At 67.3% G+C, this 26,119-nt stretch carries 18 protein-coding genes and 2 pseudogenes; 13 read left to right on the top strand and 7 right to left on the bottom strand.

Annotated features, from left to right (window positions below):
• Nucleotides 1-152 precede the first annotated feature (152 nt).
• Nucleotides 153-1,667: an acetyl-CoA hydrolase/transferase family protein gene (locus tag AC1KVE_RS05580; protein WP_039523179.1), complete on the bottom strand. Its 1,515-nt coding sequence runs from the start codon at nt 1,665-1,667 to the stop codon at nt 153-155.
• A 385-nt stretch (nt 1,668-2,052) separates the two neighbouring features.
• On the opposite strand from AC1KVE_RS05580, the gene AC1KVE_RS05585 reads away from it, so the two are divergent.
• The 10 genes and pseudogenes from AC1KVE_RS05585 (at nt 2,053) to glnE (ending at nt 17,106) form a co-directional block, all read left to right on the top strand.
• Nucleotides 2,053-4,230 (top strand): translocation/assembly module TamB domain-containing protein, encoded by a 2,178-nt coding sequence (locus tag AC1KVE_RS05585; RefSeq protein ID WP_481092538.1) that lies wholly within the window; start codon nt 2,053-2,055, stop codon nt 4,228-4,230.
• Nucleotides 4,231-4,434: 204 nt separating this feature from the next.
• Nucleotides 4,435-4,843: pseudogene (locus AC1KVE_RS05590) on the top strand (hypothetical protein); the annotation flags it as partial.
• A gap of 83 nt (nt 4,844-4,926) precedes the next feature.
• Nucleotides 4,927-6,850, top strand: a pseudogene (locus AC1KVE_RS05595) (hypothetical protein); the annotation flags it as partial.
• A 420-nt stretch (nt 6,851-7,270) separates the two neighbouring features.
• Entirely contained in the window at nt 7,271-7,780 is a 510-nt protein-coding gene (locus tag AC1KVE_RS05600; protein WP_016902856.1) for a sigma-70 family RNA polymerase sigma factor, read from the top strand.
• Nucleotides 7,781-7,789: 9 nt separating this feature from the next.
• Nucleotides 7,790-8,839 (top strand): FecR domain-containing protein, encoded by a 1,050-nt coding sequence (locus AC1KVE_RS05605; protein ID WP_481092537.1) that lies wholly within the window; start codon nt 7,790-7,792, stop codon nt 8,837-8,839.
• 118 nt (nt 8,840-8,957) lie between these two features.
• On the top strand, nt 8,958-11,489 hold the full coding sequence (locus AC1KVE_RS05610) for a TonB-dependent siderophore receptor (RefSeq protein ID WP_481092536.1): 2,532 nt from the start codon (nt 8,958-8,960) through the stop codon (nt 11,487-11,489).
• Nucleotides 11,490-11,553: 64 nt separating this feature from the next.
• Entirely contained in the window at nt 11,554-13,152 is a 1,599-nt protein-coding gene (locus tag AC1KVE_RS05615; RefSeq protein WP_481092535.1) for a PepSY-associated TM helix domain-containing protein, read from the top strand.
• Nucleotides 13,149-13,472, top strand: coding sequence for a hypothetical protein (locus AC1KVE_RS05620; protein WP_481092534.1), 324 nt, complete (start codon nt 13,149-13,151; stop codon nt 13,470-13,472). Before AC1KVE_RS05615 ends, AC1KVE_RS05620 begins: the two co-directional genes overlap by 4 nt.
• Nucleotides 13,460-13,810 (top strand): DUF3325 domain-containing protein, encoded by a 351-nt coding sequence (locus AC1KVE_RS05625; RefSeq protein ID WP_054591318.1) that lies wholly within the window; start codon nt 13,460-13,462, stop codon nt 13,808-13,810. Before AC1KVE_RS05620 ends, AC1KVE_RS05625 begins: the two co-directional genes overlap by 13 nt.
• 464 nt (nt 13,811-14,274) lie before the next feature.
• Complete coding sequence (gene glnE / locus AC1KVE_RS05630; RefSeq protein WP_481092533.1) at nt 14,275-17,106, top strand: bifunctional [glutamate--ammonia ligase]-adenylyl-L-tyrosine phosphorylase/[glutamate--ammonia-ligase] adenylyltransferase; 2,832 nt, start codon at nt 14,275-14,277, stop codon at nt 17,104-17,106.
• Between the two features lie 131 nt (nt 17,107-17,237).
• On the opposite strand, the gene AC1KVE_RS05635 is transcribed toward glnE, so the two are convergent.
• The 4 genes from AC1KVE_RS05635 to AC1KVE_RS05650 form a co-directional block, all read right to left on the bottom strand.
• The gene (locus AC1KVE_RS05635; protein WP_065032193.1) at nt 17,238-17,795 is read right to left on the bottom strand and encodes a VUT family protein; all 558 of its coding nucleotides are present in this window, start codon (nt 17,793-17,795) and stop codon (nt 17,238-17,240) included.
• 510 nt (nt 17,796-18,305) lie between these two features.
• Nucleotides 18,306-18,809, bottom strand: a complete 504-nt coding sequence (locus tag AC1KVE_RS05640; protein ID WP_016902864.1) for a hypothetical protein — start codon at nt 18,807-18,809, stop codon at nt 18,306-18,308.
• The gene (locus tag AC1KVE_RS05645; RefSeq protein ID WP_226426911.1) at nt 18,806-19,669 is read right to left on the bottom strand and encodes a DUF2145 domain-containing protein; all 864 of its coding nucleotides are present in this window, start codon (nt 19,667-19,669) and stop codon (nt 18,806-18,808) included. The genes AC1KVE_RS05640 and AC1KVE_RS05645 overlap by 4 nt, the downstream gene beginning before the upstream one ends.
• 50 nt (nt 19,670-19,719) lie before the next feature.
• A complete protein-coding gene (locus AC1KVE_RS05650) occupies nt 19,720-20,667 on the bottom strand; it encodes a mitochondrial fission ELM1 family protein (RefSeq protein WP_435004457.1) in 948 nt (315 codons plus the stop codon).
• 136 nt (nt 20,668-20,803) lie between these two features.
• Between AC1KVE_RS05650 and AC1KVE_RS05655 the strand changes: the two genes are divergently transcribed.
• Together AC1KVE_RS05655 and AC1KVE_RS05660 are read left to right on the top strand one after the other, a co-directional pair.
• The gene (locus AC1KVE_RS05655) at nt 20,804-21,394 is read left to right on the top strand and encodes a malonic semialdehyde reductase (RefSeq protein ID WP_046345571.1); all 591 of its coding nucleotides are present in this window, start codon (nt 20,804-20,806) and stop codon (nt 21,392-21,394) included.
• Between the two features lie 229 nt (nt 21,395-21,623).
• On the top strand, nt 21,624-22,355 hold the full coding sequence (locus tag AC1KVE_RS05660; RefSeq protein ID WP_080716308.1) for a YceI family protein: 732 nt from the start codon (nt 21,624-21,626) through the stop codon (nt 22,353-22,355).
• Between the two features lie 225 nt (nt 22,356-22,580).
• On the opposite strand, the gene AC1KVE_RS05665 is transcribed toward AC1KVE_RS05660, so the two are convergent.
• Both AC1KVE_RS05665 and AC1KVE_RS05670 read right to left on the bottom strand, forming a co-directional pair.
• Complete coding sequence (locus tag AC1KVE_RS05665) at nt 22,581-23,369, bottom strand: siderophore-interacting protein (RefSeq protein WP_154831352.1); 789 nt, start codon at nt 23,367-23,369, stop codon at nt 22,581-22,583.
• 366 nt (nt 23,370-23,735) lie between these two features.
• A complete protein-coding gene (locus AC1KVE_RS05670) occupies nt 23,736-24,278 on the bottom strand; it encodes a PadR family transcriptional regulator (RefSeq protein ID WP_102580392.1) in 543 nt (180 codons plus the stop codon).
• 193 nt (nt 24,279-24,471) lie between these two features.
• On the opposite strand from AC1KVE_RS05670, the gene mdcA reads away from it, so the two are divergent.
• Nucleotides 24,472-26,118: a malonate decarboxylase subunit alpha gene (gene mdcA, locus AC1KVE_RS05675; RefSeq protein ID WP_024937871.1), complete on the top strand. Its 1,647-nt coding sequence runs from the start codon at nt 24,472-24,474 to the stop codon at nt 26,116-26,118.
• The last annotated feature ends 1 nt before the right edge of the window (nt 26,119 follow it).

The raw sequence follows: 26,119 nt of genomic DNA on the forward strand, positions 1-26,119 counted from the left end.
CACATCCGTGACATCGCGATGTCGCAGCATGTCGACGCCAGCAATGAAGTTCGCGAAGCGTTAAACACCGGCATGACGGCCGTGCTCCGATCCCTCTAGCAACACCGCCACGCTGCGCTACAACTCCCGATTCCCGATTCCCGAATCACCGCTCACCCCAACATATCCCCCGTCTCCAACCAGCGCTGATGCCACGACAACGCCTCGGTCAGCAGATGCGGGGTGTGCTTGCCATAGCTGTCGCGATTGGCGCGCGCCACATAATCTTCCAGCGCATCGCGGTAGCGCGGGTGTACGCAGTGATCGAGCAACTGGCGTGCGCGTTGCTTGGGTGTGAGGCCGCGCAGATCGGCCAGGCCTTGTTCGGTGACGATCACCGAGACATCGTGTTCGGTGTGATCGACATGGCTGACCATCGGCACGATCGACGAGATGCTGCCGGCCTTGGCGATGCTGGGGCTCAGGAAGATCGACAGGAAGCCGTTGCGCGCAAAGTCGCCGGAACCGCCGATGCCGTTCATGATGCGGCTGCCCATCACGTGGGTGGAATTGACGTTGCCGTACAGGTCGGCCTCGATCATGCCGTTCATGCCGATGCAGCCGAGCCGACGCACCAGCTCCGGATGATTGGAAATCTCCTGCGTGCGCATGATGATGCGTTGCCGGTAGAAATCGATATTGCGCTTGAACTCCTCGTTGCCTTCCGGGCTGAGCGCAAAACCGGTGCACGAGGCATAGCGCAGCACGCCATCGCGCAGCAGCGCGAGCATGCCGTCCTGGATCACTTCGGTGAACGCTTCCAGGTCGCGGAAGCCGCTGCGTGCAAGCCCCGCCAGCACCGCATTGGGGATATTGCCCACGCCCGATTGCAGCGGCAGCAGGCTGGCCGGCAACCGGCCCTTGTCCACTTCGTGGCGCAGGAACGCGATCAGGTGCTCGGCGATGCGTTCGCTGCTGTCGTCGGCGGCAGCGAACGGGCTGTTGCGATCCGGGCCATGCGTGCGCACCACTGCCACGATCTTGTCCGGGTCGCAGCGCAGGCTGGGCTCGCCGATGCGGTCGTCGCCGTGGATCAACGGGATCGGCTTGCGCTGCGGCGGCAGCGCAGTGCCGTAGTACACGTCGTGCATGCCATCCAGGCCGGCCGGCTGCCAATCGTTGACCTCGATGATCACCTTGCTGGCCAGGTCCAGCCAGGTCTTGTTGTTGCCGATCGAGGTGGACGGCACCAAGCTGCCGTCCGCGCGGATCGCCGAGACTTCCACCACGGCGGTGTCGATCTGCCCGTAGAAGCCGAACCACACGTGCTGGGCGACGTGGCTGAGATGGATGTCGATATAGTCCAGCGTGCCGGCGTTGATGCGTTGGCGCGCGTCCGGGTCGGACTGGAACGGCATGCGCATGGCGATGCCGTCGGCCTTGGCCAGCGCGCCGTCCAGTTCCGGCGCGGTGGACGCGCCGGTCATCAGCTTGATCTGGAATGGCTGGCCCTGCAGATGCGCCGCTTCGATGCGCTGTGCCAACGCCATCGGCACCGCCTTGGGGTAACCGGAGCCGGTGAAGCCGCTCATCGCCACGGTCTCGCCGGGCTGGATCAATGCGGCAGCGGCCTCGGCAGAAACCAGGCGCTCGCGCAGCGGCGCGTACAGGATGCGTTCGTCGGACATGGAGGCACAGCGGGACAGGGGACTGCCATTATCGCCGCTGCATGCGCTGGCCGCGCTGCGACCATGGTGCAATGCAACTGTGCGGATGGCCGCAACTGCGTGCGAAGCGGGCTGTTGCGTGCCAGGTCGGTTGGGGCAACACATCGACGCTGCGTCCGCTTTCGTTGCCGCATCTGCAGTCTGGCGTCGGCGTTGCCGCCGGCAGGCCTGCGGTCGCCTGGTGAGCGCAGGCCGGCAAGCCCTGTGCACTGCTGCGCTGTAGTACACCGTCAACGCATCCCCAGCTGCCGTGCAGCGGATACGGTGATGCGCCAGCGGCCATGTTCACGCCTCGCCGCCAGCGCAACCGCGATAGTGGCGACAGACTCGACTTCTGCCTGCGCCCATGTCCTCTCTTCGCGACCGCTTCCAGCGCTGGCCCCGGCCAGGGCGCATCGCAGTGGTCGTGCTGGTGGCGCTGTATGCGCTGTATCTGCTGGCCGGCAACCTGTTTCTCAACACGCCGCTGTTCGATGCCGTCACCAACCGGCAGCCGCATAAATTCACCATGCAGACCGGCCCGGCACTGACCGTGTTTCCGGGGCAGGTGATGGCCTGGAACGTGCGCATGCGCGGGCAGGCCAACCGCACCGTGTACGTGTTTCACGCCGACCGCGCCAATGCGCGCGTGGCCTTGCTTGCGCTGTTGCGGCGCGAGGTGCGCCTGCCCTGGCTGCATGCCACCGGCCTGGAAGCGGAAGTGGAAACCTCCGACACGCCCATTCCGCCACCGCCGCGCGGCGATCAGGGCTGGACGCTGCGATTCGATGCGATCACCAGCAATAGCATCCGCAGTGCGCGCCTGGGCAAGCTGCTGATCGCCGGGCAGGGCCACGGCAGCGTCGGCTTCCTCAAGCAGCTCAAGGGCGGCCCGTCGGAGCTGTTTCCCTCCGAAGCGGGCTTTCGCGATGCGGTGGTCAGCTATGACGGGGTGCAGGTGTTCAATGGCGCGCAGCTGGATGCGCAATTCCAGTTTCCGCGCCATTACCGCGACCAGGCCCCGGGCCTGCGCAAGCTCGGCATTACCCATGCGCGCCTGCAGCTGAAGGCGGCGACCGTGGCGTTGAAGATCGACACCGGCGCGCCGCATGTGGACATCCGCAGCGGGCCGTCCGCGGCGCGGGTGGAGGCCGACATCACGCTGGATCGCGGCACCCTGCAGGAGGGCAGCCATGCGGTCTGGCGTCTGCCGTTGATGGCCGGCGTTGGCGCGACCGACCGCGGCATGCTGGCGCTGCAGCTGGACGTGGCGCGCGACATCCGTGTGCAGGCACGCCTGCCGCGCGACGAGAAGACGGGCAGCGAACTGCAGGCCGATCTGCGCATCGCCGGGCGCAGCATTCCCTTCCAGGATCCTGCGCAGGTACTGCCGCGCCTGTCCGGGCAGGTGCGCGGACGCTGGCAGTTCGAATCGCTGAACTGGATCGCCGAGCTGTTCGTGCGCAAGCCCTGGTTCCAGCTCGCAGGCGGCGGCCTGGTCGAGGCCGACCTGCGGCTGGCGCAGGGCCGGCTCGCCAGCGGCAGCAGCCTGGAGATTCCGCGTGTGGAAGCGGTGGCGCAGGTGTTCGATACGCGGCTGGCCGGTATCGCCAAGGCGCATGGACGCATCGACGATGCCGCCACGCCGCAGGCGCATTTGGAGGTGAGCATTCCCACCTTCAAGGCCGCACCGCGCGATGCGCCCAGGCAGGTCCTGCTGGACGGCCGCGATCTGCAGCTGGCCATGCATGGCGATGCCGAACTGGCGCGCCTGCGCGACACGCTCAAGGCACAGCTGCGTTTCAGCGATGCGCGCGTTCCCGATCTCACCGTCTACAACCGTTACCTGCCCGGCAAGAACGTGCGCCTGCTCGGCGGCAGCGGCAGCCTGACCGGCGATGTGGCGCTCAATGCCGCCGGCGATGTGGGCAGCGGCCACGCCAACCTGCGCGGGCAGGGCGCGCACCTGGCGCTGGCCGGCGTGCAGATGCGTGGCGATGCCGAATTGCAGGCGCAGCTGCAGCGTGCCGATTTCAAGAACAAGTTCTTCGACCTCAGCGGCACGCGCGTGCGCCTGCGCAATATGCGTGTGGGCGACGACAGCAGCGATGCCGACTGGTGGGGGCAGATGCAGGTCGGCGCCGGCACCATCCAGGCCAGCGCACCGTTCCAGGTGGATGCCGATGCGGCGATCCGCATGCGCGATGTCGCGCCGCTGCTGTCGGTGTTTGCGCAACGTGCCGACTATCCGCGCTGGGTACTGGGCTTGCTGGATTCGGGCGAGCTCGACGCCACCGGCAGGGTACGTTGGCGCAAGCAGCAGCTGCTGATCGACGACCTGCATGCGGAGAATGCGCGGCTGTCGCTGCGTGCAAGGCTGGCCTTGAACGATGAGCAGCGGCGCGGCGATCTGTATCTGCGCTGGGGCGTGCTGGGCGCCGGGATCGAACTCGATGGCAAGCAGCGCCAGTGGCATCTGGCCGGCGCGCGCGAGTGGTACGACGCGCAGCCGGGGTTGTTGCCGGCGGTATCGAAGGCGAAGTAAGCGGCTCGTTGTCTGAGGCTTGCGTAATGCGGCCAGCTTTGCCGTCTTCGACGAGGCGTGCGCGCACTGCCTGGCGTGTAGGACATCCACTGCACACCGGGCAGCCTGCCGTTGCCCAGCCGCAATCGCCGCTGCGCACCGCGCTCACGGTTTCCTTGGCACACTGCGCCACGCCGCGTGCGCGGTCTTCAGGAGCCTGCCGTCATGACGATGCCTGTTCGGGCCCGCTGGCAAAGGTTGCCCCGCCTGGTGCGTTGGCCGTTGCTGGCGTTCCTGGTGGTGTACGCAAGCTATCTGCTGCTCGGCAACCTGTTGCTCAACACGCCACTCGGGCCGGCCGCGCTCAATCGCAAGCCGGACCGGTTCACCATGCACTGGGGCCCGGCAGTGACCTGGTGGCCGGGCCGGCTGACGCTGTGGAAGGTGGAGTTGCAAGGCCGCTCCACACGCACCCGCTGGAACGTCAGCGCGCAGCGCATGAGCGGGCAGGTGCGGCTGTTGCCGTTGCTGCATCGGCAGTTGCTGGTGCCGGAGCTGCATGCGCACGGGGTGCGCGGCGGAATGCAGGCGGCTGTACCCACAGCCGGTACCGTGGCGACGCCAGCACCGGCGACAGCGCCGAACACGCAAGTCGCTGCCGCAGCGCCGGCTGACGCAGCCGGTACGCCGCCGCCAACGACCGCGCAGGACAAGCCACCCACACGCACCCCAGACCTCGCGGCGGGCACGCAGCCGCCCACACGGACGACCGGCGCAGCCGCCCGCGTGCCGCCATCCTCTGGGGTCGCCAATACCGCTGGCGCACCCGCAGGTCCCGCATCGACCGCTCCGGCCTGGACCCTGCAGTTCGACCGCATCGTCGCCGATCAGGTGCAGGCAGTGACGCTGCGTCAGCTGCGGATCGAAGGCGATGGTCAGCTGCAGCTCGGCCTGTTCAAGCAGTTGCGCGGCGGGCCGATGGAAGTGTTTCCCTCGCGCGCGAGCTTCGACAACGCACGCATGCGCTGGGGTGACAGCGAAGTGCTGCGCAACGGCCAGCTGCGCATCGAAGCCAGCATCGCGCGGCATGCGCCGGAGCAGGCACGTGGGCTGGCCATGCTGCAGCTTGCCGATGCGCAGGTGAGCGTGCATGGCGACACTGCGGCACTGGATGTCGTACGCAATGCCCAGGGGCGCCACACGCTCGCCACACGCGCCGGCACGGGGCGTGCGGATGGGCAGTTGCGCTGGATACGTGGCGCCTTGCAGCCCGGCAGCCAGCTGCAATGGCGCGCACCCCTGCACGACAGCATGCGCACGCCGGCCGCCCTGCTGGGCGAGCTTGCAGCGCAACTGCAGGTGGATCAGGACATGCGCCTGCCAGGTGAGCATGCCCGAGCCGGCCGATGCCGGGCTGACCCTGGATGCGGATCTGCGCGTGCAGGGCCGGCAGCTGCCGCTGCAATCGATGCGCAGCCTGCTGCCGCGCACCTCCGGGCATGCGCGCCTGCACTGGCAACTGTCCTCGCTGAGCTGGATTCCGGCGCTGTTCCCGGACGTGGACTGGCTGACGCTGGAAGGCGACGGGCTGGTGGATGCGGATCTGCGCATCGATCGCGGCCAGCTCGGTACCGGCAGTCGCCTGCAGGTGCCGCACGTGCGTGCGCATGTCGGCGTGATGGGGCATGCGATCGATGGGCAGGCCAGTGCCGACCTGCGGGTGAGCGCCGATGCGAACGGGCAGCTGCTGCCGGCACTTGCCTTGCAGATGCAGCAGTTCTCCATTGCGCACAGCGATGCGCCCACGCGCCCGTTCGTGCAGGGCCGCGATCTGCGTCTGGACCTGCAGACGCGCGCCGATGCACGCAACCTGGCCACGCTGCGCGACGCCACGCGCGCGCATCTGGTGTTCGCCAATGCGCGCGTGCCGGATCTGCGTGCCTACAACCGCTATCTGCCGCAGCAGCAACTGCGTTTCGATGGCGGCAACGGTGTGCTCAGTGGCGATCTGCAGATCGAACCCGGCGGGCGTATCGGCAAGGGTGGCTTGCGCATCGGTGCGCGTGCGGCGCGGCTGCAGTTTGCCGGCCTGGCACTGCGTGGCGATGTGGATGCGGATCTGCGCTTGCAACGCGGCGATCTGCGTGCGGAAAACTTTCGCCTCGACGCCAGCACCATCCAGCTGCGCAATATCGGATTCACCGGGCCGGATGGTCAGCGCCGCGATGGCTGGTGGGCGCGCATCGTGCTGGAAGACACCCGCATGCAATGGCACCAGCCGGTCGGCGTGGATGGACGCGTGCGCATCCAGGTGCGCGATCTGGCGTTCCTGATGGCGCTGTACGCGCGCGACCGTTCGATTCCGAACTGGATCCTGCGGCTGGTGGATGCAGGCCAGGCGCAGGTGACCGGGCGCGTGCATTGGCAGGGCGACACCGTCATCGTCGATCGCTTGCAGGCGCGCAACCAACGCTTCCAGGTGGATGCGCGCTTGCGTTTGCAGGGCAGCCAACGCAGCGGCAGTCTGCTCGCGCGCTGGGGCATGTTGAGCGCAGCGGTGGGGTTGCGCGGCCAGACCCCGGAATGGCATCTGCTGCGTGCACCGGAGTGGTACCAGGCCCAGCCCGATCTGCTGCGCTGAGGTCGTCGCGCGCCAGTGCGGTGTGAAGGAAAAAGCGCCAGTTCTGTACTGCCTGGTGTTGTTTTGCAGTGCAGCGTGCAAGTGGCGTTCGGGGCGCGCACTATGATCCTGCATCCCGACGTGGGGGAGGGAGCAAAGCCCGCTGGCAGTTCGCTGCAAGCGGGCTTTTTTATTGCCTGAAGTTTGGCCAGTCAAGCCACTTCGCCTCCGCTCACCGCACGAAAACCCCAGTTGTTGAAGGCTTGCCCAGGCCACTGCCGGGTCGCTTTGAGCATCAACCGCCTACATGTTCTCGATCCGCGTGATGGGGGTGGCCAGCGGCCGCGCCTGCATACGTCGCCGGCTTCCGCTAGAATGAGATCAATTCTCATTTATCGCCGGGCGCCTTGCCGCCTGGGTCCAGCCGTCCAGGAGGTCATCGTGTCGGTCACGCAAGGCGCGCTTCATCAACAGGTGGAGCGCCTGTACACCGACCACCATGGCTGGCTGCAGGGCTGGCTGCGGCGCAAGCTGGGCGATGCGTTCGTGGCTGCTGACCTGGCGCAGGACACCTTCATCAGCGTGATCAGCGCGGGCGCCGCCGACGAGATCCGCGAGCCGCGCCCGTTCCTGGCCACCATCGCGCGCCGGCTGATGGCGCACCGGCAGCGGCGCAAGTTGTTGGAAACCAGCTACCTGGAACTGCTGGCTGCGCTGCCGGAGGAATTGGCGCCGTCGCCGGAGCTGCAGTTGCTGGCGCTGGAAGCGGTGCAGCAGGTGGACCAGGCGCTGGATGGTCTGCCGCCCAAGGTGAAGGAAGCCTTTTTGTTGGCGCATCTGCAGGAGCTGAGCTACGCGCAGATCGCGCAGCGGCTGGGCGTGTCCAGCAGCTCGGTCAAGCAATACCTCACGCGTGCCAACCGGCATTGCCTGTTCGCCCTGTCGGCGTGAGCTGCACGGATGGCTGATGCCGCCTCACCCCGTGCGCGCACCGCTGCCGGCCAGCGCGCGCCGCTGGCCGGCGGGCAACCGATCAGCGCCGAGGTCGCCGACCAGGCCGCGCAATGGCTGACGGTGCTGATGTCCGGCACCGCGAGCCAGGCGCAGCTGCAGCGCTGGCAACAGTGGCGCGATGCGCATCCGGACCACGCGCGGGCGTGGGCGCATATCGAGGCGGTGACCGGGCGGCTGAAGACGCTGACCCCGCAGGCGGCCTATCGCAGCCTGTCGCCGTATGCGGGCAGCAACGGCCAGGCATCGCCTGGCCGGCGCAAGGCGCTGAATCTGCTGCTGTGGGGCGGGGTAGCCGGGGCCACCGGCGTGCTGGCCTCGCGCACCGAACGCTGGCAGCGCGCCACCGCCGATTACGCCACCGCGACCGGCCAGCGCCGCGAGGTGCAGTTGCAGGACGGCAGCCGCATCACCCTCAACACGCGCAGCGCCATCGATGTGCGGTTCGATGCGCAGCAGCGGCTGCTGCAGTTGCTGGCCGGCGAGATCATGGTGACCACCGCGCATGCGCTGGGAGCGGGTCACGACGCGCGGCCGTTGCTGGTGCGCACCGCGCAGGGCGATATCCATGCATTGGGCACGCGCTTTTGCGTGCGCCAGGACGAACACGCCACCCGGCTGAGCGTGCTGGAAAGCGCGGTGGAGGTGCGGCCACATGCGGCCGCGCAGGCCGTCGGGCGCGTGCAGGCAGGGGAGCAGTGTCGGTTTACCGCCGACGCGCTCGGCGCCATCGCGCCGGTCGATGCACAGGCCGCGGCCTGGGTACGCGGGCAGCTGATCGCCGACGAGTGGCGTCTGGATGCCTTCATCGCCGAACTCGACCGTTATCGCGCCGGGCTGCTGCGCTGCGACCCGCAGGTGGGCAGCCTGCGCGTCTCCGGCGTGTTCCCGCTGGACGACACCGACCGCATCCTGGCAATGCTGCCCAGCGTGCTGCCGGTGCGGGTGAGCCGGCGCAGCCGTTACTGGGTGACGGTGCAGGCGGCCGGGCAGGGCTGAGGCGCCGCCAGCCGGCACCTCGCCGAAAAAAGTTTGCATCCGGGCTGCCCGATCGCCGCAGTTGTGGCACCTCCCCAATGACGGTGTCAGTGCGACACCAAACCTTTGTGGGAACAGCATGTCGATCACTGCCCGCCGCCGCGGCCAACTTTCCTCTTCGTCGTTGCAGCGCAACGCCCTGGTGCAGGCCGTGCAGCGGCCGCTGGGCACGGCCGTGGCGGTTGCGCTCTGCAGCCTGGGCGTGTGTGCGGGCATGCCCGATGCCATCGCCCAGACCGCGCCTGCCACGCAGGATGCACGCCAGGCCTACCGCATCCCCGCCGGCCCGTTGGCGCCGGCGCTGCGTGAACTGGCCGGTTCGGCCAACCTGTTGCTGAGCTTCACCGCCGCGCAGACCGACGGCAAGACCACCGCCGGGCTGGATGGCAGCTACACCGCACCGGCCGCCCTGGCTGCGCTGCTGGCTGGCAGCGGCTTGCAGGCCGTGCCGTTGCAGACCGGCGGCTACGTGTTGCGCGCCGCGCCGCAGCTGAGCGCGAACAATAGCGAGGTGGACGCGTGGCTGCTGCCCACCGTCAAGGTCACCGCGCAGGCCAACCGCAGTGCGGCCACCAGCGGCACCGGCAGCTATACCGCGCGCGCGGTCAGCATCGGCCGCGGTGAGCAGGCGCTCAAGGACATCCCGCAGTCGATCAGCGTGGTCACCCGTCAGTTGATGGACGAGCAGAACATCACCTCGGTCTACGACGCGCTGGCCAGCACCACCGGCATCACCATCGTGCAGAGCCCGCAGGGCGGCAAGTACATCTATTCGCGCGGGTTCGACATCACCACGGTGCAGTACGACGGCGTGCCGCTCAATCGCGGCATGTATGGCCGGGCAAGCAACTACAGCGCCAACATGGGCATCTACGATCGCGCCGAAGTGCTGCGCGGTGCGGCCGGCCTGCTGCAGGGCGCAGGCAATCCCGGTGGCGCGGTGAACCTGGTGCGCAAGCGCCCGCTGGATGTGCCGGGCGTCAGCGTGATGGTGCAGGGCGGCAGCTGGGATCGCTACGGCGCGCTGATCGATGGCGGCGCCAACCTCAGCGCCGATGGCGCATTGCGCGCGCGTGGAGTGATCGACTACCAGGAGCAGCGCTCGTTCGTTGATGGGGTCACGCGCCGCACGCCCACCTATTACGGCACGCTCGACTACACGTTCTCGCCGCAGACCCAGCTCAGCCTGGGCGTGAGCTACGAACAGGTGGAAGGCCGGCCGTTCTTCGGCGGTCTGCCCAGTTTCAGCGATGGCCGCGATATCGGCCTGCCACGCCAGACCAATCTGGGTGCGGCATGGAACCGGCAGTCCTCGTCCAATCGCGGGCTGTATCTGGACCTGGACCATCGCTTCAATGCCGACTGGGTGTTCAAGCTCAGTGCGGTGCAGGTACGCGAGCTGCACGATCTGAAATATGCCAGCTCCAGCCGCGCGATCAATCCGGCCAACGGCATCGGCGCGCTGCTGGCCGCGCGCACCATTTCCGATGCGGACGCCTTCGGCTTCGACGCCAATGTGATCGGGCAGTTCAATGCACTGGGGCGCAGGCACGAGTTGGTGATCGGCAGCAACTTCGCCGAGACCACCGTGGATACGGTCTACGGCAACAAGAACAACTTCCAGACCTTCAATGTGTTCAATCTGCAGCGCAATGTGCGGGCGATCAGCGATGCGGAAATCTTCGCCAATGCACGCGAGGCCCGGCATGGCACCTCGCGCGAATTCGGCTTGTACGGCGCACTGCGCTGGCAGCTGACGGATCCGTTGAGGGCCATCGTCGGCACCCGCGTGAGCTGGCACGACACCCTGTGGAACACCACCACCACCGGGCTGTCGCCGTCGCAATCGATCGAGCACACCCGCGAGACCGGGCAGGTCACGCCGTATGCCGGCCTGTTGTACGCCTTGAGCCCGACCTGGTCGGCCTACGCCAGTTATGCGGACATCTTCCAGCCGCAGAACGCGCAGACCGAAGCCGGCGAGATGCTCAAGCCGATGACCGGTGCCAACTACGAGCTTGGCATCAAGGGTGAGTGGCTGGACGGACGCATCAACAGCGCGTTTGCGCTGTTCCAGATCGAGCAGAAAAACCGCGCCCAGGCCGACCTGACCACCAGCCCCACCTGCCGCAACAACGATTTCTGCTACATCGACAGCGGCAAGGTGCGCAGCCGCGGGTTCGATGCCGAAGTCAGCGGCGAGGTGCTGCACGACTGGAACGTGTTTGCCGGTTACACCTTCAACCGCACCACCTATCTGCAGGATGTCAGCAGCCAGGGCCAGACCTTCAACAGCTACACGCCCAAGCACCTGCTGCGGGTATGGACCACCTACCGTCTGCCGGGCGTGCTGCAGGACGTCACCGTCGGTGGCGGTGTCAGCGCGCAGAGCGCGGCGTATCGGCAGATCGGCACTGCCACCGCGCCGATCCAGGGGCGTGCGGTCTGGAATGCATTGGCGCGGTACCAGGTCAACCGGCAATGGTCGGTGGCGGTCAATCTCAACAACGTGTTCGACAAGCACTACTACAACACCTTGTCGAGCTTCGTTAACGGGCGCTATTACGGCGAGCCGCGCAACGTGATGGTGACCCTGCGCGGCGCGCTGTGATGCGGGCACCAGCGCTGCGGTGGCGCATGGCGCGTGCCGGATGAAAGAAGGCTTTCGCCAAAGCATGGCCTGGCTGCACACCTGGTGCGGCCTGAGCTGTGGCTGGTTGCTGTGCGCGATCTTCCTGACCGGCACGCTCAGCGTATTCCGCGATCCGATCACCAGCTGGATGCAGGGCACACCGGCCTTGCCGAGTGCGAGCACGCAGACGGTCCTGTCGGAAGCAGCGCTGGTGCCGCGTGCACTGGCGCAGCTGCATCAGCTTGCGCCACAGGCGCGCCTGTGGCGGATTACCTTGCCCGCGCAGCCGGGTGAGGCGCTCACGCTGTTCTGGCGGACACCAGAGGGCCAGGATCAGGCAGCGCTGGACCCCGGGAGCGGCGAGTTGCTGCCGTCTCCGTGGGGCCGGCAGACCGAAGGCGGCCGGCATTTCATGAGCTTCCACTACACCTTGCACGGCGGCATTCCCGGCTATTGGCTGGTGGGCTGGGTGTCGCTGTGCGGGCTGATCGCGCTGGTATCCGGGGTGATCGTGCACAAGCGGATCTTTCTGGATTTCTTCACCTTCCGCCCGGGCAAGGGACAGCGCTCGTGGCTGGACGCGCACAACGCCACGGCGGTGCTGACGCTGCCCTTCCTGCTGATGATCGTCTACACCGGCCTGGCGTATTTCTACACCAGCTACATGCCCGCGCCATTGCACGCACTGTATGGCAGCGACGAGGACGCCTACACGCGTTACGCCGATGACCTGTCGCCGGCAGTGCCTGCGACCAGCGCAGACGAAGCAGCAGTCAACAACGTGCCCGCCTATCTGCCGGAGCTGGTGCAGCGTGCAGACTCGCTTAACTCTGCGCCCGCGCAAACGCTGGTGATCGAGCGGCCCGATCAACCCGGCAGCAAGCTGCGCGTGATCGCGCGCGTGGCCGCGACCGGCAGCTCGCGGCGCCTGCTCAACCCAGCCAATAGCGTGGTATTCGACGCGAACAGTGGCGCGCTGCTGGAGCGGCACGCGGATGCCGCACGCACGGACCTGCACGCGCAGGATGTGGAAGAGGTCGTCAAGACCTTGCACGTGGCGGGGTTCGGCGGCTGGACCAGCAAATGGCTGTATTTCATCTGCGGCCTGGCCGGCACCTTGATGATGGCCACCGGCACCTTGCTGTTTTCGATCAAGCGGCGTCGGCGTAGCGAGCAGGAGTTCGGCGCGGCCACCGCCGGCATCTATCGGGTGGTGGAAGCGCTCAATGTCGCCGCGCTTGCGGGAACCGCCTTGGCGAGCATTGCGTATTTTTATGCCAACCGCCTGGTGCCGATCGCGCAGGCCGGGCGCAGCCAGATCGAGATCCACGCATTCCTGTGGGTCTGGGCGGCCACGCTGCTGCATGCGCTGCTGCGCCCGCGCGCGCGCGCATGGGTGGAGCAACTGGCGATGACCGCGCTGCTGTGTGTCGGCTTGCCGCTGCTCAATGCGGTCACCACCGGGCAGCATCTGGGCGTGTACCTGGTTGTCGGCGACCTGCAGCGCGCCGGGGTCGAGCTGGTCTCGCTCGTCTTCGGCGTTGCATTTGCTTACGCAGCGTATCGGGCGCACCGCAGCGCCGTGCGACCGGTGCCGACACGCGCCAGGCGCGGTGCCACTGCCGCGGTGGATGTGTTGTGAAGCGTTCTTCAAGCACCGCATCGGTGACGCGCTACCGCTGGTCGGTTGCCGGTCGCGTGCTCGCTGCCAGTGTCGGCGGCTATGCGCTGACCTCTACCGGCTGCAGCGTGCTGACGCAGCTGCTGTCGCGGTTTGCCGGCGTGTCGCCTGCGGTCTCGGTGCTGAGCATGACCTTGCTGAGTTTCGCCATCTACACCGTCGTCGTGCTGTGGATGTTTCGTGCGCGCAGTGCATTGCGCATGTGGGGCTGGCTGGGCGTGGGTATCGCCGTGCTGGGCGGTGCGAGCTGGTTGCTGGGACATCCGCCATGGATGGGCTGATCACCGCGCTGCTGGGCACCGCGCTCTGCCATGCCGCAATGATGGCCCTGGCCGTGGCGATGCATCGCCATTACGAGCAGCTCACCGGCCGCCGCACTGCGCCGGTCATGCAGCGATGGTTGTTGCGTGCGATGGCTGTCTGTCTGTTGATCGCCGCGCTGGTGCTGTGCGTGCTCGCTTGGGGCGGAGCGGTGGGCACCTTGTTGTGGCTGGGGTTTGCCAGCGTGGCCGCGCTGTGGGTGGCGCTGGGCCTGGCGTACGCGCCGCGCTGGAGTGCGTGGCTGGCAGTGCTGCTGGGCTGCGTCGCATGCGGGGTGGTGGGTTGGCACGTGCTGTAGCTTGTTGTTGTTTGAAGGCCACACACACCGACCAGCTTGACTGGTCCTTGCCCGTCCACCGTCGCGTAAGCGCCTACATGGGCGTACTTGCGGCGTGTCCTGCGATGGTGGGCGGGCAAGGGCCCTGCAAGGAAGCCTCAGATCACATGCTTCGCCTCTGCTTGACCGCCTCATCCGGCCTGAGCGCAAACAGCCGGCTTTCGAACTCTGACGCTGTTTCAACACGCGATACATTCACCACTTCCGGGGACACGTCGTAAATCATCCGTGGAGTTCCATGGCTGCATCCATACGGCCAAGGAGCCCGCAGCCAGTGAGGACATCACGCCCGCCAACATGACCGCATGCTGATGGGACTACACGCAGCGCGGCGGTAAACCCGGTAGTTGCATTGCTGCCTCTAGACACCGCTGGATCAATCGTAGACACGTGCCGCCATCGCGCAGGGATGCCAGAATCGGCGCATGTCGCTGCCTAACTCATCCGTGTCTCCTGCGCTCACCGCCCTGATCGAGCGGGCTGTGGCGCGTGTCCGTCATGCCGTGCCGGCCGACCAGCCCTGGCCGGGCGATGACTTCGATCGGCGGCTCGAACAGGTTGCGCTTGCCAGCGAGTTTGCGCTCGATACCTTGGCGCGTCAGCCGGCCTTGCTGCAGCACCTGGCGCAGCCGGATCCACCGCCGTTGCCGCTGCCGGTGCTCGACCCCACACAGCCCCAGGCCTGGCCGGCGCAGTTGCGGCGCTACCGCAGTGCCGAATCCACACGCCTGGTCTGGCGCGACGTGCTCGATCTGGACAGCGTCGATGCCACCCTGGCCGGTGCCACCCGCCTGGCCGAAACCTGCCTGCAATGCGGGCTGCAGGCGTTGGAGCAGCAATTCCGCGACCGCCACGGCCAGGTGATTGCCGAAGACGGCAGCGTGCAGCGGCTGGTGGTGTTCGGGCTGGGCAAGCTCGGTGGTGGCGAGCTGAATTTTTCCTCGGATGTGGATCTGGTCTATGCGTATCCGCAGGGCGGCCAGTCCGATGGTGCCCGCCCGTTGGCAGCGGAGGAATATTTTGCGCGGCTTGGCCAGCAGCTGGCCAAGTTGCTCGACGAGACCACCGCCGATGGATTCAGCCATCGCGTGGATCTGCGTCTGCGCCCGTTCGGTACCGCCGGGCGCGTGGCCTTGTCGTTCACCGGCATGGACCAGTACTTCCAGCGCGAAGGACGCGACTGGGAGCGCTATGCCTGGCTCAAGGCGCGCGCGGTGGCCGGCGATATCGATGCCGGCGAAGCCTGGCTGGAGACGCTGCGCCCCTTCGTCTACCGGCGCTATCTGGACTTCACCGCACTGGACGGCCTGCGCGAGATGAAGGCGGCGATCACTGCCGAAGTCGCCCGCCACGATCGTCTGGACGACATCAAGCGCGGGCCGGGCGGCATCCGCGAGATCGAGTTCCTGGCGCAATCGCTGCAGCTGATTCGCGGTGGGCGCGAGCCGAGCCTGCGCGAGCGTCGCCTGTTGCCTGCCTTGCAGGCGCTGGTGGAGGCCGGCCAGATCGATGCGGACAACGGGCATGCATTGACCGAGGCGTATCGCTTCTTGCGCCGGCTCGAAAATCGTCTGCAGATGTTGCGCGATGCACAGACCCATGCCTTGCCGCAGGCCCCGCTGGATCGCGAACGCATCGCGCTGGGCCTGGGTTATGCGGATTGGCCGGCACTGCTGCAGGCACTCACTCCGCAACGTGCGCGCGTTGCCGCCGAATTCGCCGAGCTGCTGGCACCGCGCGTGCGCGCCACCGCCCCCGACGCGCTTGCCGACTACTGGCGCGCACTGCCGGAAGGCGATGCCGCGCCGCTGGCCGGCATCGGATTGCACGATCCAGCCGGCGCACATCAGGTGCTGGCCGATTTTGCGCAGTCCTCCGGCGTGCGTGCGCTCTCCGATACCGCAAGCGCGCGGCTGGACCGCGTCATGCCGGCGCTGCTGCATGCGGCCACCCGCGCCAGCCAGCCGGATGCCGCCGTGCGCCGCGTGCTCGGCCTGCTGCAATCCACCTTGCGCCGCACCAGTTACCTGGCCTTGCTGGACGAACAACCCAGCGCGCTCGCACGCCTGGTCGATGTGCTCTCGCGCAGCGCCTTGCTGGCCGAGCGCCTGGCTGCGCATCCGCTGTTGCTGGACGAATTGCTCGACACCCGCATCAGCGGTCCGTTGCCCGACCGCGACGCGTTGCACGCTGCATGCCTGGACACCTTGCAGATCGAGGACACCGAAGCGGCGCTGCGCGAACTCAACGAACGCCGGCTCGCCTTGAGCTTCCGCATCGCACTGGCCACGCTCGATGGCCGCCAGCAGGCAGTGGACAGCACCCAGCAACTGGCCTGGTTGGCCGAAGCGGTGGTGCAGACGGTGCTGCAGCTGGCGCGCCGCGAACTGATCGCCGCGCACGGGCAGGTGCCGGGCGGGGCATTCGCCATCATCGGCTACGGCAGCCTGGGCGGCCTGGAACTGGGCTTCGGCTCGGACCTGGATCTGGTGTTCCTCTACGACCATCCACGCGAGGTGGAAGCCTCCGATGGCAAGCGAGCGCTGGAAGCCGGGCGCTGGTTTGCGCGGCTGGCGCAGAAGGTGATGACACTGCTGGCCGCCGAAACCGGCGCCGGCCGTCTCTACGAGATCGATGTGCGGCTGCGCCCGGATGGTGGCAAGGGCGCGTTGGTGTCATCGCTGGCCAGCTACCGCGACTACCAGCGCGAGCGCGCCTGGACCTGGGAGCATCAGGCGCTGGTGCGTGCACGTGCGGTGGCCGGCGATGCGGCGCTGTGCGCGGCCTTCGCGCAGGTGCGTGCCGACACGCTGACACGCGTACGCGATACCGCCGTGCTGCACGAGGACGTGCGCAAGATGCGCGCGCGCATGCGCAGCGAACTGGATCGCAGCGATGCGGGGCGGCTGGATCTCAAGCAGGGCGCCGGCGGCCTGGTCGATCTGGAATTCGTGCTGCAGGCCGGCGTGCTCGGCCAGGCCGCACAGCATCCGGCGCTGCTGCTGGCCTGCGCCACGCCCGCCTTGATCGATGCGCTGTTAAAGGCGCAATGGCTGCCGGCCGAGCGTGCCGCACCGCTGCACCAGGCGCATGCCACCTTGGTGGAAGCGGGCCTGAGTTGCACCCTGGATCGCCGGCCGCGGCTGATCCCGCCAACGCCCGCGATCGAGCAGGCACGGCACAGCATCTTCACTACTGCGCACGCGCAAGGGCTGGAGTTTCCGCTTGGCAAGGACGTGGCAACGCTACCGCCTTGAGTGGCCGGTAGCTGGCGTTGCAAGGTGAGACGAGTGCAGCGCGCAGGGTCGGCAGAAACGCAGGTGCGTTGCAGTGGCATCCCTCCACCGCGCCTGGTGTTGGCCTGATTGCCGGTGCGCAGGCGAGCCGGTCAGCCCTGCGGGCGCGGCGTACTGCGCCACAGCAGTGCGCGGAACGGGCCGAGCAGGAACACGCCCATGCCCAGCTTCACCGCCAGGTCGCCGGCCGCCCAGCTGATCCATGGCAGGCCAGCGCCCGCAAAGGCGATGCTCCAGAAGATCGTCGTATCCAGCGTGGCGCTGCAGGTGGTGGCCACGATCGGCGCACGCCACCAATTGCCACTGCGCAGCCGGTCGAACACGCTGATATCCAGCAGCTGCGCAGCGATGAAGGCGGTGCACGAGGCCGCCGCGATGCGCGGGGTGGCCAGCCAGAGCGACAACACCACCGCCAGCGCAAACCCGCACCAGGCGACCTTGCGCGCCGCGCGCGGGCCAAAGCGGCGATTGATCAGGTTGCTCACCAGAAACGCCAGCGGATACGAGAACGCACCCCAGGTCAGCCAATCGTTGATCGGGTACTGCACCAGGATGTTGGACAACAGCACCACCGCGCCCATGGCCAGCACTGCCCACGCCAATGCGCGCGCGGTGAGTGGGGTGAACGGCGTCGGCGCGGTGCTGGACATGAGGGTGCGGTAGTGACAGAACAGCGCGGATTATCCGCGTGTTGGCGTATGTGGGCCAGTGCACCAACGCGTATGCACGACACGGCCGCGAGCTGCTGGTTCAACCAGTGTGCCGGTCAACGCATGGCCGCCAGCATTGGTGAGTGACGCGGTGCGGATCGCTCGTGCTCGCGTAATCGCGCGATGCGTGAGCGCCGCGCTGCCGTTCGAGCGCATGCCGGCGGGTCATCAGGCAATCTGCGTGTACAGCGTTGCCGATTACGGCGCGATCAGCACGCTGGCAATTACCTGCGTGCGTGCCACGCATCGGTGCGCCAAGGCTCTGCATCGGCACGTGGCAGTACGCGTCGGTGATCAACAAACCATTGCGCAGGCAGTTAGGCAGACAGTGGAAGATGCCTCTGCGCGCACCGCAGGTACCGCACGCACCGCACGTAGCGCCGTATCCGCAAACGGTGCGTCAGTGACGCGCCATCCTGGCCGACAGCGTCTGCAAGCCGCTTCCCTGCATCACCAGGTGGTGCTGCTGTTCTGCGCGGCGGATTCCGCGGTTGGCACGAATGCCAGCGCCTGGCCTTGTGGCGACTGCACCGTCCAGCCGGCACCAGCCGGGCTCGGCTGGAAGGTCACCGTCTCGCCAACGCGAAAGCCCGCAGTCGGGTCGTCCTGGCGGGCCGGCCAGCGCAGCAGCGCGGTGTTCTCGGCGTTTGCCGGATCCTGCAACTGCACCTGGCAGCCGCCGTCAGTCTTTTTTTCCACCGACTTCACCCGCATCGGCGGCAATGGCCCGGCCGAGGCCTTGTGCGATGCGTCGCTCAAGGCTTCCGAGCCTGCGATCGCACTATGGCCCAGCGCCAACGACACGAAATACGGCGCGGAGATCACCAGGATCGCCGACATCGCCGAGGCATCGCCACGGGTGATCGTGGTCAGGCCCGCATGGGCCTGCATCGGCTGGCCAAACGAGATGGCCAGCAGCAGCCCGAGGCCGGCAGATCGAAGAGGGATGTTCATGGAGATGCTCCGTGCGTGGCAACGCTGTGTGGAATGGCTTGGTCCTGCTGCAGCATGTGTTGCTGCTGCAGGAAATCGAACACCGACTCGACCGTGATCACCGAATAGTTGCCGGAGATGCGCTCGCCGGCGGGATGGTCGGTCACTGCGGCATTGGCGACGAAGAAACGTGCGCCGATGCGCTTGCTCAGATCCAGATGCAGGCGCGTAGGTTGGTAGCCATTGCGTTTGAGCCAGGCTTGCGCGCTGCGTCGATCGCTCACCGGTGCAGCTGTCGCCTCTGCTGCGCTGGTCGCCGCCAACGCCGCCGCCAGCACTTCGAGCACCCACTGGTTGGAATTCTGATAATCGGTGGAGAACGGGTAGGCGATCATGCTGTAGCGCGCCTCGTGCAGCGCATGTGCCAGCGTGGCCGGATCCTGCAGCAACGTGCGCAGTTGCTGCTGCAGCACCGGTGCCGGCACGCCGACGCGCAGATCGGCAGCGAGGGCAGTTTCGCCGATGAAGTTGCTCAGGCCCTCGTGATACAGCGCGGAGTTGTCCGACTTGCAGTGATTGAGCAGGTGTTTCACCCGCCAGGTGCCATCGTCCTCGCGTAGCGCGAAGGCCAGATGGCTGTGTTTCAGCCCATAGCGGCTCAGATCCTGGCCGCCGCGTGCCAGCAGCACGACCTGCGCACCGTCCACTGCATCCAGCGCCTGTTGGGTGGACCTGGCCATGTCGAACATCGCCGCCAGCGTGGCGGGCGTTGGATAGTGCGGGGTGCACACCGGCGCGGCGATGGCGGGGAGTGCGCAGGTCAGGGAGACGAGCAACAGCGCCGTTGCAAACCAACCGCGCCGTTTATGTGCAAGTTGCATGGGGAGTGCAGCGTCCTTGTGTCTGCCCCGTGGCATCGGCGGCGGCACCATCATACGTGCAGGCGCGCACGCACCAGTGCGGCGATGCGCTGGGTTTCGCGCAATGGGTGAAGTTGCGGCGGCGTTGCGAAAACATCGCCGGCATCGCACAGACGGCCACGCGCCTGCAGTGCCCGCACATACGTCGCCACTCGTCCCTGCGCCTGTCCGGCAAACGCCGCTGCCACCGGGACCCGCGTGGCGCAGGCTTCGGAGAGCAGGTTGACCGAGTCGGCACTGGCCACGATCGCATCGGCCCAGCCCAGCAGGCCGGCGTACGGATTGGGCCCGTCGCGCTCGTCGCACCACAGCAGGCCTGGCAGCCCTGCATGCATCTTGCGCAGCATCCCGATCGCCTCGTGCGGCGTACGCCGTGAAGTGGTGACCAGCAGGCTGCCGCCAGCGGCGAGCACCTGCGCGCGCAGGTGCGTGCACAGTGCCGCAAGCGCTTCGGTGGTCCAGGGCAGCTGCGCGGTGGGGCCACCGATCAACAGCGCCACGCGCGGGCCGGGCAGCGCGCCGAGCGCGGCGAAGTCGGTGCGCCCGGCGGCCAGCCAGGCATCGTCCACCGGGTGCAGGCTGCCGAGCAGGGTGAGCACGTTGGCGCCACGCAGCGCATCGTGCTCGGGCACGACCAGCAGATCCCAGTGGCGCGGGTCCAGGCGCGGATCCAGCAGTTGCACCACCTGGCTGCCGCGCGTGCGCAGCAGCCGGGTGGCCAGCGCGGCCTGGCGCCCGCAGCCGATCGCCAGCGCCGGCGGCTGCTGCAATTGCCGGGCGAAGCCGGATCCAAACGCCGCCTGCGCGCCCGGCAATTGGCGCGGTGCGGCCCAACGCCATGGCGCGCGGGCCTGCAGATGCAGCGCCGTAACCGGCGTGGAGTGCAGCGCCTGCGCCAAGGCCTCGGCCTGGCGTGCATTGCCGGCGCGGCCGTCGCTGACCGCCCAGGTCAGCGCCATCGTTTCAGATCCGACATAGATTTGTTTCAGATTGAGCGTGTGCTGCCGCAATCGCGTCACTCTACACTGCGGGTCTTCACGCTGGCGCCGGTGCTGCACCCTACTGTCGCCCATTCCCTTGCTTCCCGGAGTCTCCATGTCCGACTTGCTCGACGCTGCCGCGCTGGATCAGCTGTTTCGCACCGCCCGCACGCAAAACGCCTTTCTCGACAAGCCGGTGAGCGAGGCGCAGCTGCGCGAGCTCTACGATCTGCTGAAGTGGGGCCCGACCGCCGCCAACGGGTCGCCGGCGCGTTTCGTGTTCGTGACCACGCCGGAGGGCAAGCAGAAGCTCAAGCCGGCACTGTCCGAGGCCAATGCCACCAAGACGCTGGCCGCGCCGGTCACGGTGATCATCGGCTCCGATGAGCAATTTCACGAAAAACTGCCTTACCTGTTCCCGCATGCCGACGCCAAGAGCTGGTTCGAAGGCTCGCGCGAGATGCGCGTATCCGGCGCGTTCCGTAACAGCTCGCTGCAGGGCGCCTACCTGATCCTGGCCGCACGTGCGCTGGGTCTGGATGCCGGCCCGATGTCCGGCTTCGACAATGACAAGGTGGATGCGGCGTTCTTCGCCGGCACGCCGATCAAGTCCAACTTCCTGGTCAATCTGGGCTACGGCGATCCGGCCGGGCTGTTCCCGCGGCTGCCGCGGCTGAGCTTCGACGAAGCCGCACGCATCGAGTAACAGCGGCGGGCACCGCAGCTGCGAGCACCGTCGGGCGGGCGCAGCCGGCGCTCCGGCAGGCAGGAGCCACGTACACTCCGGCTTCGGGGCGCGCCACCCGCACCACCTGACGACCGCGCCTTGTGCAATCCGCCCCGGGCGCCCGTTTCGATTTTCCTGCAGTCCTCGTCCGTCTGCGTCTGTTCCATCCGCGTTGATCCAATGCGGTCCCTCATCTCAAGGAGTTTCAATGAAGACCACCCACAAACTGTTGCTGCCGCTCGCCCTGACCCTGGCCATCGCCGCCTGCTCCAAGCCGGCCGACAACGCCGCCGCGCCGGCCGCTGAAACCCCGGCCGCCACCGCACCGGCCGATGCCGCTGCCACCACCCCGGCCCCGGCTGCTGCGCCGGCCGCCTCGACCGCGCCGGCCGTGGAAGTGGCCTCCGGCACCTACACGCTGGATCCGAGCCACACCGATGTGATCGCGCAGTGGAGCCACTTCGGCTTCTCCAACCCGAGCGCGCATTTCGGCAATGTCGACGGCACCCTGGTGTACGACGCGGCCGACGTGACCAAGTCCACCGTGCAGGTCACCCTGCCGCTGTCGGGCCTGAACAGCTTCACCGCCAAGTTCGACGAGCACCTGAAGAGCGGTGACTTCTTCGACGCGGCCAAGTTCCCGACCGCCACCTTCAAGAGCACCAAGGTCGAAGCGGCCGGCCCCAACAAGCTGACCGTCACCGGCGATCTGACCATCAAGGATCAGACCAAGCCGGTCGTGCTGGACGTCACCCTCAACGGTGCCGGCGAGCACCCGATGAAGAAGGTGCCGGCAGCCGGCTTCGACGCCACCACCACCATCAAGCGCACCGACTTCGGCGTGGGCCAGTACGCCCCGAACGTCAGCGACGAAGTGAAGATCCGCATCACCACCGAAGCCCTGCAGGCCAAGGCCGGTGACGCTGCTGCGGCCAAGTAAGGCGCAGCGCAGTCGATGCATCGGTGCGAGCGATCGTACCGATGTGCGGAACGCAAAAGCCCGCCAATCGGCGGGCTTTTGCTTGAGCGCTTGACCGCAGCCACGGCGCGCGTGGCGCAGGCCCAAACAAGCGCACCTGCACCCACACCCCCCCGGCTTTTGTAGGAGCGGCCCAGGCCGCGACAGCTCCACCCTCCGCCCCGCCACAAGGCGCACGCCAACGCCTCACTCTGCAGCAGGGTTCGCCTTCCAGTAGCCCTTCGCGCGCACCGAGTCCTTGTCCACGCCCATGTGCTCTTCGAGAAATTTGCGCATCGCACGCGCGCGCATGGATTCGGTACCGATCCAGTAGAACGTGTCGCCGTCGTGCGGCTCGTAATCGCGCAGGCTGTCTTCCAGCAACGTGCTGCTGGCGGCATCGAAGCCATTGCGTTCCAGCCAGTACACGTCCACCTCGGCGGCGCTGAGCAGCTCCTGGCGCTCGGCCGCATCGGCAATTTCGATAAAGACCTCTGCATGCATGTCGGCGGGCATCGCTTCCAGCCAGCGGCCGATCGCGGGCAGCGCGGTTTCATCGCCGATCAGTACGTAGTGGTCGTAGTCGTCGGCAACCAGGAACGAGCCGCGCGGGCCGCCGATCTTCAGCGTATCGCCGGGCTGTGCCTGCGCCGCCCAGCTGGAGGCCACGCCGTCGCCGTGCAGCACGAAGTCGATGCTCAGCTCGCCGCTTTGCGGATCGAATGCGCGCGGGGTGTAATCGCGGCCGGGCGAGGGCAGCGCGCCTTCGGCATAGCGCGGGCCGTCCGGCGTCATCGTCGGCAGCACGAAGGCGCCGTCGGAATTAGGGAAGAACAACTTGACGTGATCGTCCGGTGCCTCGCTCTGAAAGCCGGCAAGCTCGCTGCCGCCAAACACGATGCGGCGCATCTGCGGCGTCAGCGATTCGCAGCGCACCACCTGCACGGAGCGCAGGCGCGGATCGCGGCGGAGTTGGGTGTGGGTGTGGATGGCCATGTAGTGCGATTCCTGGATGTGGCGCGCAGATGCGCGGCGGGGGAGTGACTGCAAACGGTGATGCGACGATCTGGCCAGCGAGCTGGCAAAGAACAGCGGTTGTTGCTCGCCCTTCTCCCATCGGGAGAAGGTGCCCCGCAGGGGGGATGGGTGCGGGTGAAGCCGCGTGCATCTGCCAACCAAGCAAGGTCGATGTCGTGCAGCGACACGCTGATCAAATCGCAGAACAGCGCAGGGACAGCAATGCATGCATGCCACATGCATGCCACTGAGGCCGCGCAACGCAAACACCGCGATGGCACGGCACTGCCGCAAGGCGCAATCAAGCTGGCATCGGTTGGCTTCGGATCACGGCGATAGACGTACTCAGCCGTCGTCGCGCTCCATGCCGTCAGCGGCGGCGTTGAGTAGCGCGGCAATGCGTGTGGTTTCTGCATCCGTCCATTGCCCGTGCCGCGCAAACAGGCCGTGCTTGATGCGGTGGATGGCCTCGCGAATCGGCGCCGGAGTCTGTGCCTTGATCAGCTCGCGCGCGCGGCGGTGGGTACGGGCCAGCGCCGCATCCAGCGCGTCACGGTGCTGCGCCGCATACGTGCGACCGGAGGCGGTGACCTGATAGCGCTTGCGCCCTTCGTCCAGCGCGGTCTGCACCCAGCCATCGGCTTCGAGCTGCGCCAGTGCCGGATAGATGGCGCCCGCGCTGGGCGTGTACAGGCCTTTGAACAGCGCAGTGATCTGCCGCATCAATTCGTAGCCATGGCGCGGCTGTTGCTCAATCAGCGCCAGCAGCAGCAAGCGCAGGTCGCCATGTTCCAGCGGCCGTGCGCGCCCGGCGCCACCACGGCGCGTCGCACTGGGCGCTGCGGATGGATCGAGCTCGCTCGGCAGGTCGTCGTGGTGGGAGCGCATCGTCATTCGATATATCGAAGTATGGCGAAAAGATATATCGAAGTGTGCTGGTCCGCAAGCGCCTGCCTGTCGCCCGGCTGACCGGCCTGGACATCCCTGCCGCCCATGCTGCAACGCGGCTAGACACAGCCAGCCTCCATAATTACGATGTAATTACTTCGACATTACGGGCTTGGCCCGGTGAGGCAGACGCATGAGTCGACAGTGGGACACCCAGGCCGAAAGCCGGCGCCAGCGCCTGCAGCGCGCCGCAGCCCTGGCGCCGCAGGGGCGCGTGGTGGCCGCCGACGATGTGGTGGCGCTGCTGGAGGCGGTGATCGAACCCGGCGACCGCGTCTGCCTGGAAGGCAACAACCAGAAGCAGGCCGACTTCCTGGCGCGCTGCCTCACCGAGGTGGACCCGGCGCGCGTGCACGACCTGCACATGGTGCAATCGGTGTTGTCGCTGCCCGCGCATCTGGACGTGTTCGAGCGCGGCATCGCCAAGCGGCTGGACTTCTCGTTCTCCGGCCCGCAGGCCGCGCGCCTGGCCGGGCTGGTCGGCGAGGGCCGCATCGAGATCGGCGCCATCCACACCTACCTGGAATTGTTCGGCCGTTACTTCATCGACCTGACCCCTCGCATCGCGCTGGTCACCGCGCAGGCCGCCGACCGCCACGGCAATCTCTACACCGGCCCGAACACCGAAGACACCCCGGTGATCGTGGAGGCCACCGCGTTCAAGGGCGGCATCGTGATTGCGCAGGTCAACGAGATCGTCGACACGCTGCCGCGCGTGGACATCCCGGCCGACTGGGTGGACTTCGTCACCCAGGCGCCCAGGCCCAACTACATCGAACCGCTGTTCACCCGCGACCCGGCGCAGATCTCCGAGATCCAGGTGCTGATGGCGATGATGGCGATCAAGGGCATCTACGCCGAATACGGCGTGGACCGGCTCAACCACGGCATCGGCTTCGACACCGCCGCGATCGAATTGTTGCTGCCCACCTATGCCGAATCGCTGGGGCTGAAGGGCAAGATCTGCCGGCACTGGGCGCTCAATCCGCATCCGGCGCTGATCCCGGCGATCGAATCGGGCTTCGTGCACTCGGTGCATTCGTTCGGTTCGGAACTGGGCATGGAGGCCTACATCGCCGCACGCCCGGACATCTTCTTTACCGGTGCCGACGGCAGCATGCGCTCCAATCGTGCGTTGTCGCAGACCGCCGGCTTGTATGCCTGCGACATGTTCATCGGCTCCACCCTGCAGATCGATCTGCAGGGCAACAGCTCCACCGCCACGCGCGACCGCATCGCCGGTTTCGGCGGCGCGCCCAACATGGGCTCGGACGCGCGCGGCCGCCGGCACGCCAGCGACGCCTGGCTCAAGGCCGGGCGCGAGGCGGCGCGCCCCGGCGAGATGCCGCGCGGACGCAAGCTGGTGGTGCAGATGGTGGAAACCTTCCGCGAACACATGGCGCCGGCCTTCGTCGACAGGCTCGATGCCTGGGAGCTGGCCGAGCGCGCCAACATGCCGCTGCCGCCGGTGATGATCTACGGCGACGACGTCAGCCACGTGCTGACCGAAGAAGGCATCGCCAACCTGTTGCTGTGCCGCAGCGCCGAAGAGCGCGAGCAGGCCATCCGTGGCGTGTCCGGTTACACCGCTGTCGGCCTGGGCCGCGACAAGCGCGCGGTGGAAAACCTACGCGATCGCGGCGTCATCAAGCGGCCGGAAGACTTAGGGATTCGTCCACGCGATGCCACGCGCGACCTGCTCGCCGCGCGCACGGTCAAGGACCTGGTGCGCTGGTCCGGTGGGTTGTACGACCCGCCGAAACGTTTTCGCAACTGGTAGG

It is taken from the genome of Xanthomonas sp. NCPPB 2864, assembly GCF_056675615.1.

Bases quoted from the DNA above. Each gene is read 5' to 3' on its own strand.
- AC1KVE_RS05605 (WP_481092537.1), top strand. From the start codon at position 7,790: ATGGCTGATGCCGCCTCACCCCGTGCGCGCACCGCTGCCGGCCAGCGC.
- AC1KVE_RS05585 (WP_481092538.1), top strand. From the start codon at position 2,053: ATGTCCTCTCTTCGCGACCGCTTCCAGCGCTGGCCCCGGCCAGGGCGC.
- AC1KVE_RS05655 (WP_046345571.1), top strand. From the start codon at position 20,804: ATGTCCGACTTGCTCGACGCTGCCGCGCTGGATCAGCTGTTTCGCACC.
- AC1KVE_RS05580 (WP_039523179.1), bottom strand. From the start codon at position 1,667: ATGTCCGACGAACGCATCCTGTACGCGCCGCTGCGCGAGCGCCTGGTT.
- AC1KVE_RS05625 (WP_054591318.1), top strand. From the start codon at position 13,460: ATGGATGGGCTGATCACCGCGCTGCTGGGCACCGCGCTCTGCCATGCC.
- AC1KVE_RS05615 (WP_481092535.1), top strand. From the start codon at position 11,554: ATGGCCTGGCTGCACACCTGGTGCGGCCTGAGCTGTGGCTGGTTGCTG.
- AC1KVE_RS05645 (WP_226426911.1), bottom strand. From the start codon at position 19,669: ATGCAACTTGCACATAAACGGCGCGGTTGGTTTGCAACGGCGCTGTTG.
- AC1KVE_RS05665 (WP_154831352.1), bottom strand. From the start codon at position 23,369: ATGGCCATCCACACCCACACCCAACTCCGCCGCGATCCGCGCCTGCGC.
- AC1KVE_RS05635 (WP_065032193.1), bottom strand. From the start codon at position 17,795: ATGTCCAGCACCGCGCCGACGCCGTTCACCCCACTCACCGCGCGCGCA.
- AC1KVE_RS05640 (WP_016902864.1), bottom strand. From the start codon at position 18,809: ATGAACATCCCTCTTCGATCTGCCGGCCTCGGGCTGCTGCTGGCCATC.
- AC1KVE_RS05650 (WP_435004457.1), bottom strand. From the start codon at position 20,667: ATGGCGCTGACCTGGGCGGTCAGCGACGGCCGCGCCGGCAATGCACGC.
- AC1KVE_RS05610 (WP_481092536.1), top strand. From the start codon at position 8,958: ATGTCGATCACTGCCCGCCGCCGCGGCCAACTTTCCTCTTCGTCGTTG.
- mdcA (WP_024937871.1), top strand. From the start codon at position 24,472: ATGAGTCGACAGTGGGACACCCAGGCCGAAAGCCGGCGCCAGCGCCTG.
- AC1KVE_RS05670 (WP_102580392.1), bottom strand. From the start codon at position 24,278: ATGCGCTCCCACCACGACGACCTGCCGAGCGAGCTCGATCCATCCGCA.
- AC1KVE_RS05660 (WP_080716308.1), top strand. From the start codon at position 21,624: ATGAAGACCACCCACAAACTGTTGCTGCCGCTCGCCCTGACCCTGGCC.
- glnE (WP_481092533.1), top strand. From the start codon at position 14,275: ATGTCGCTGCCTAACTCATCCGTGTCTCCTGCGCTCACCGCCCTGATC.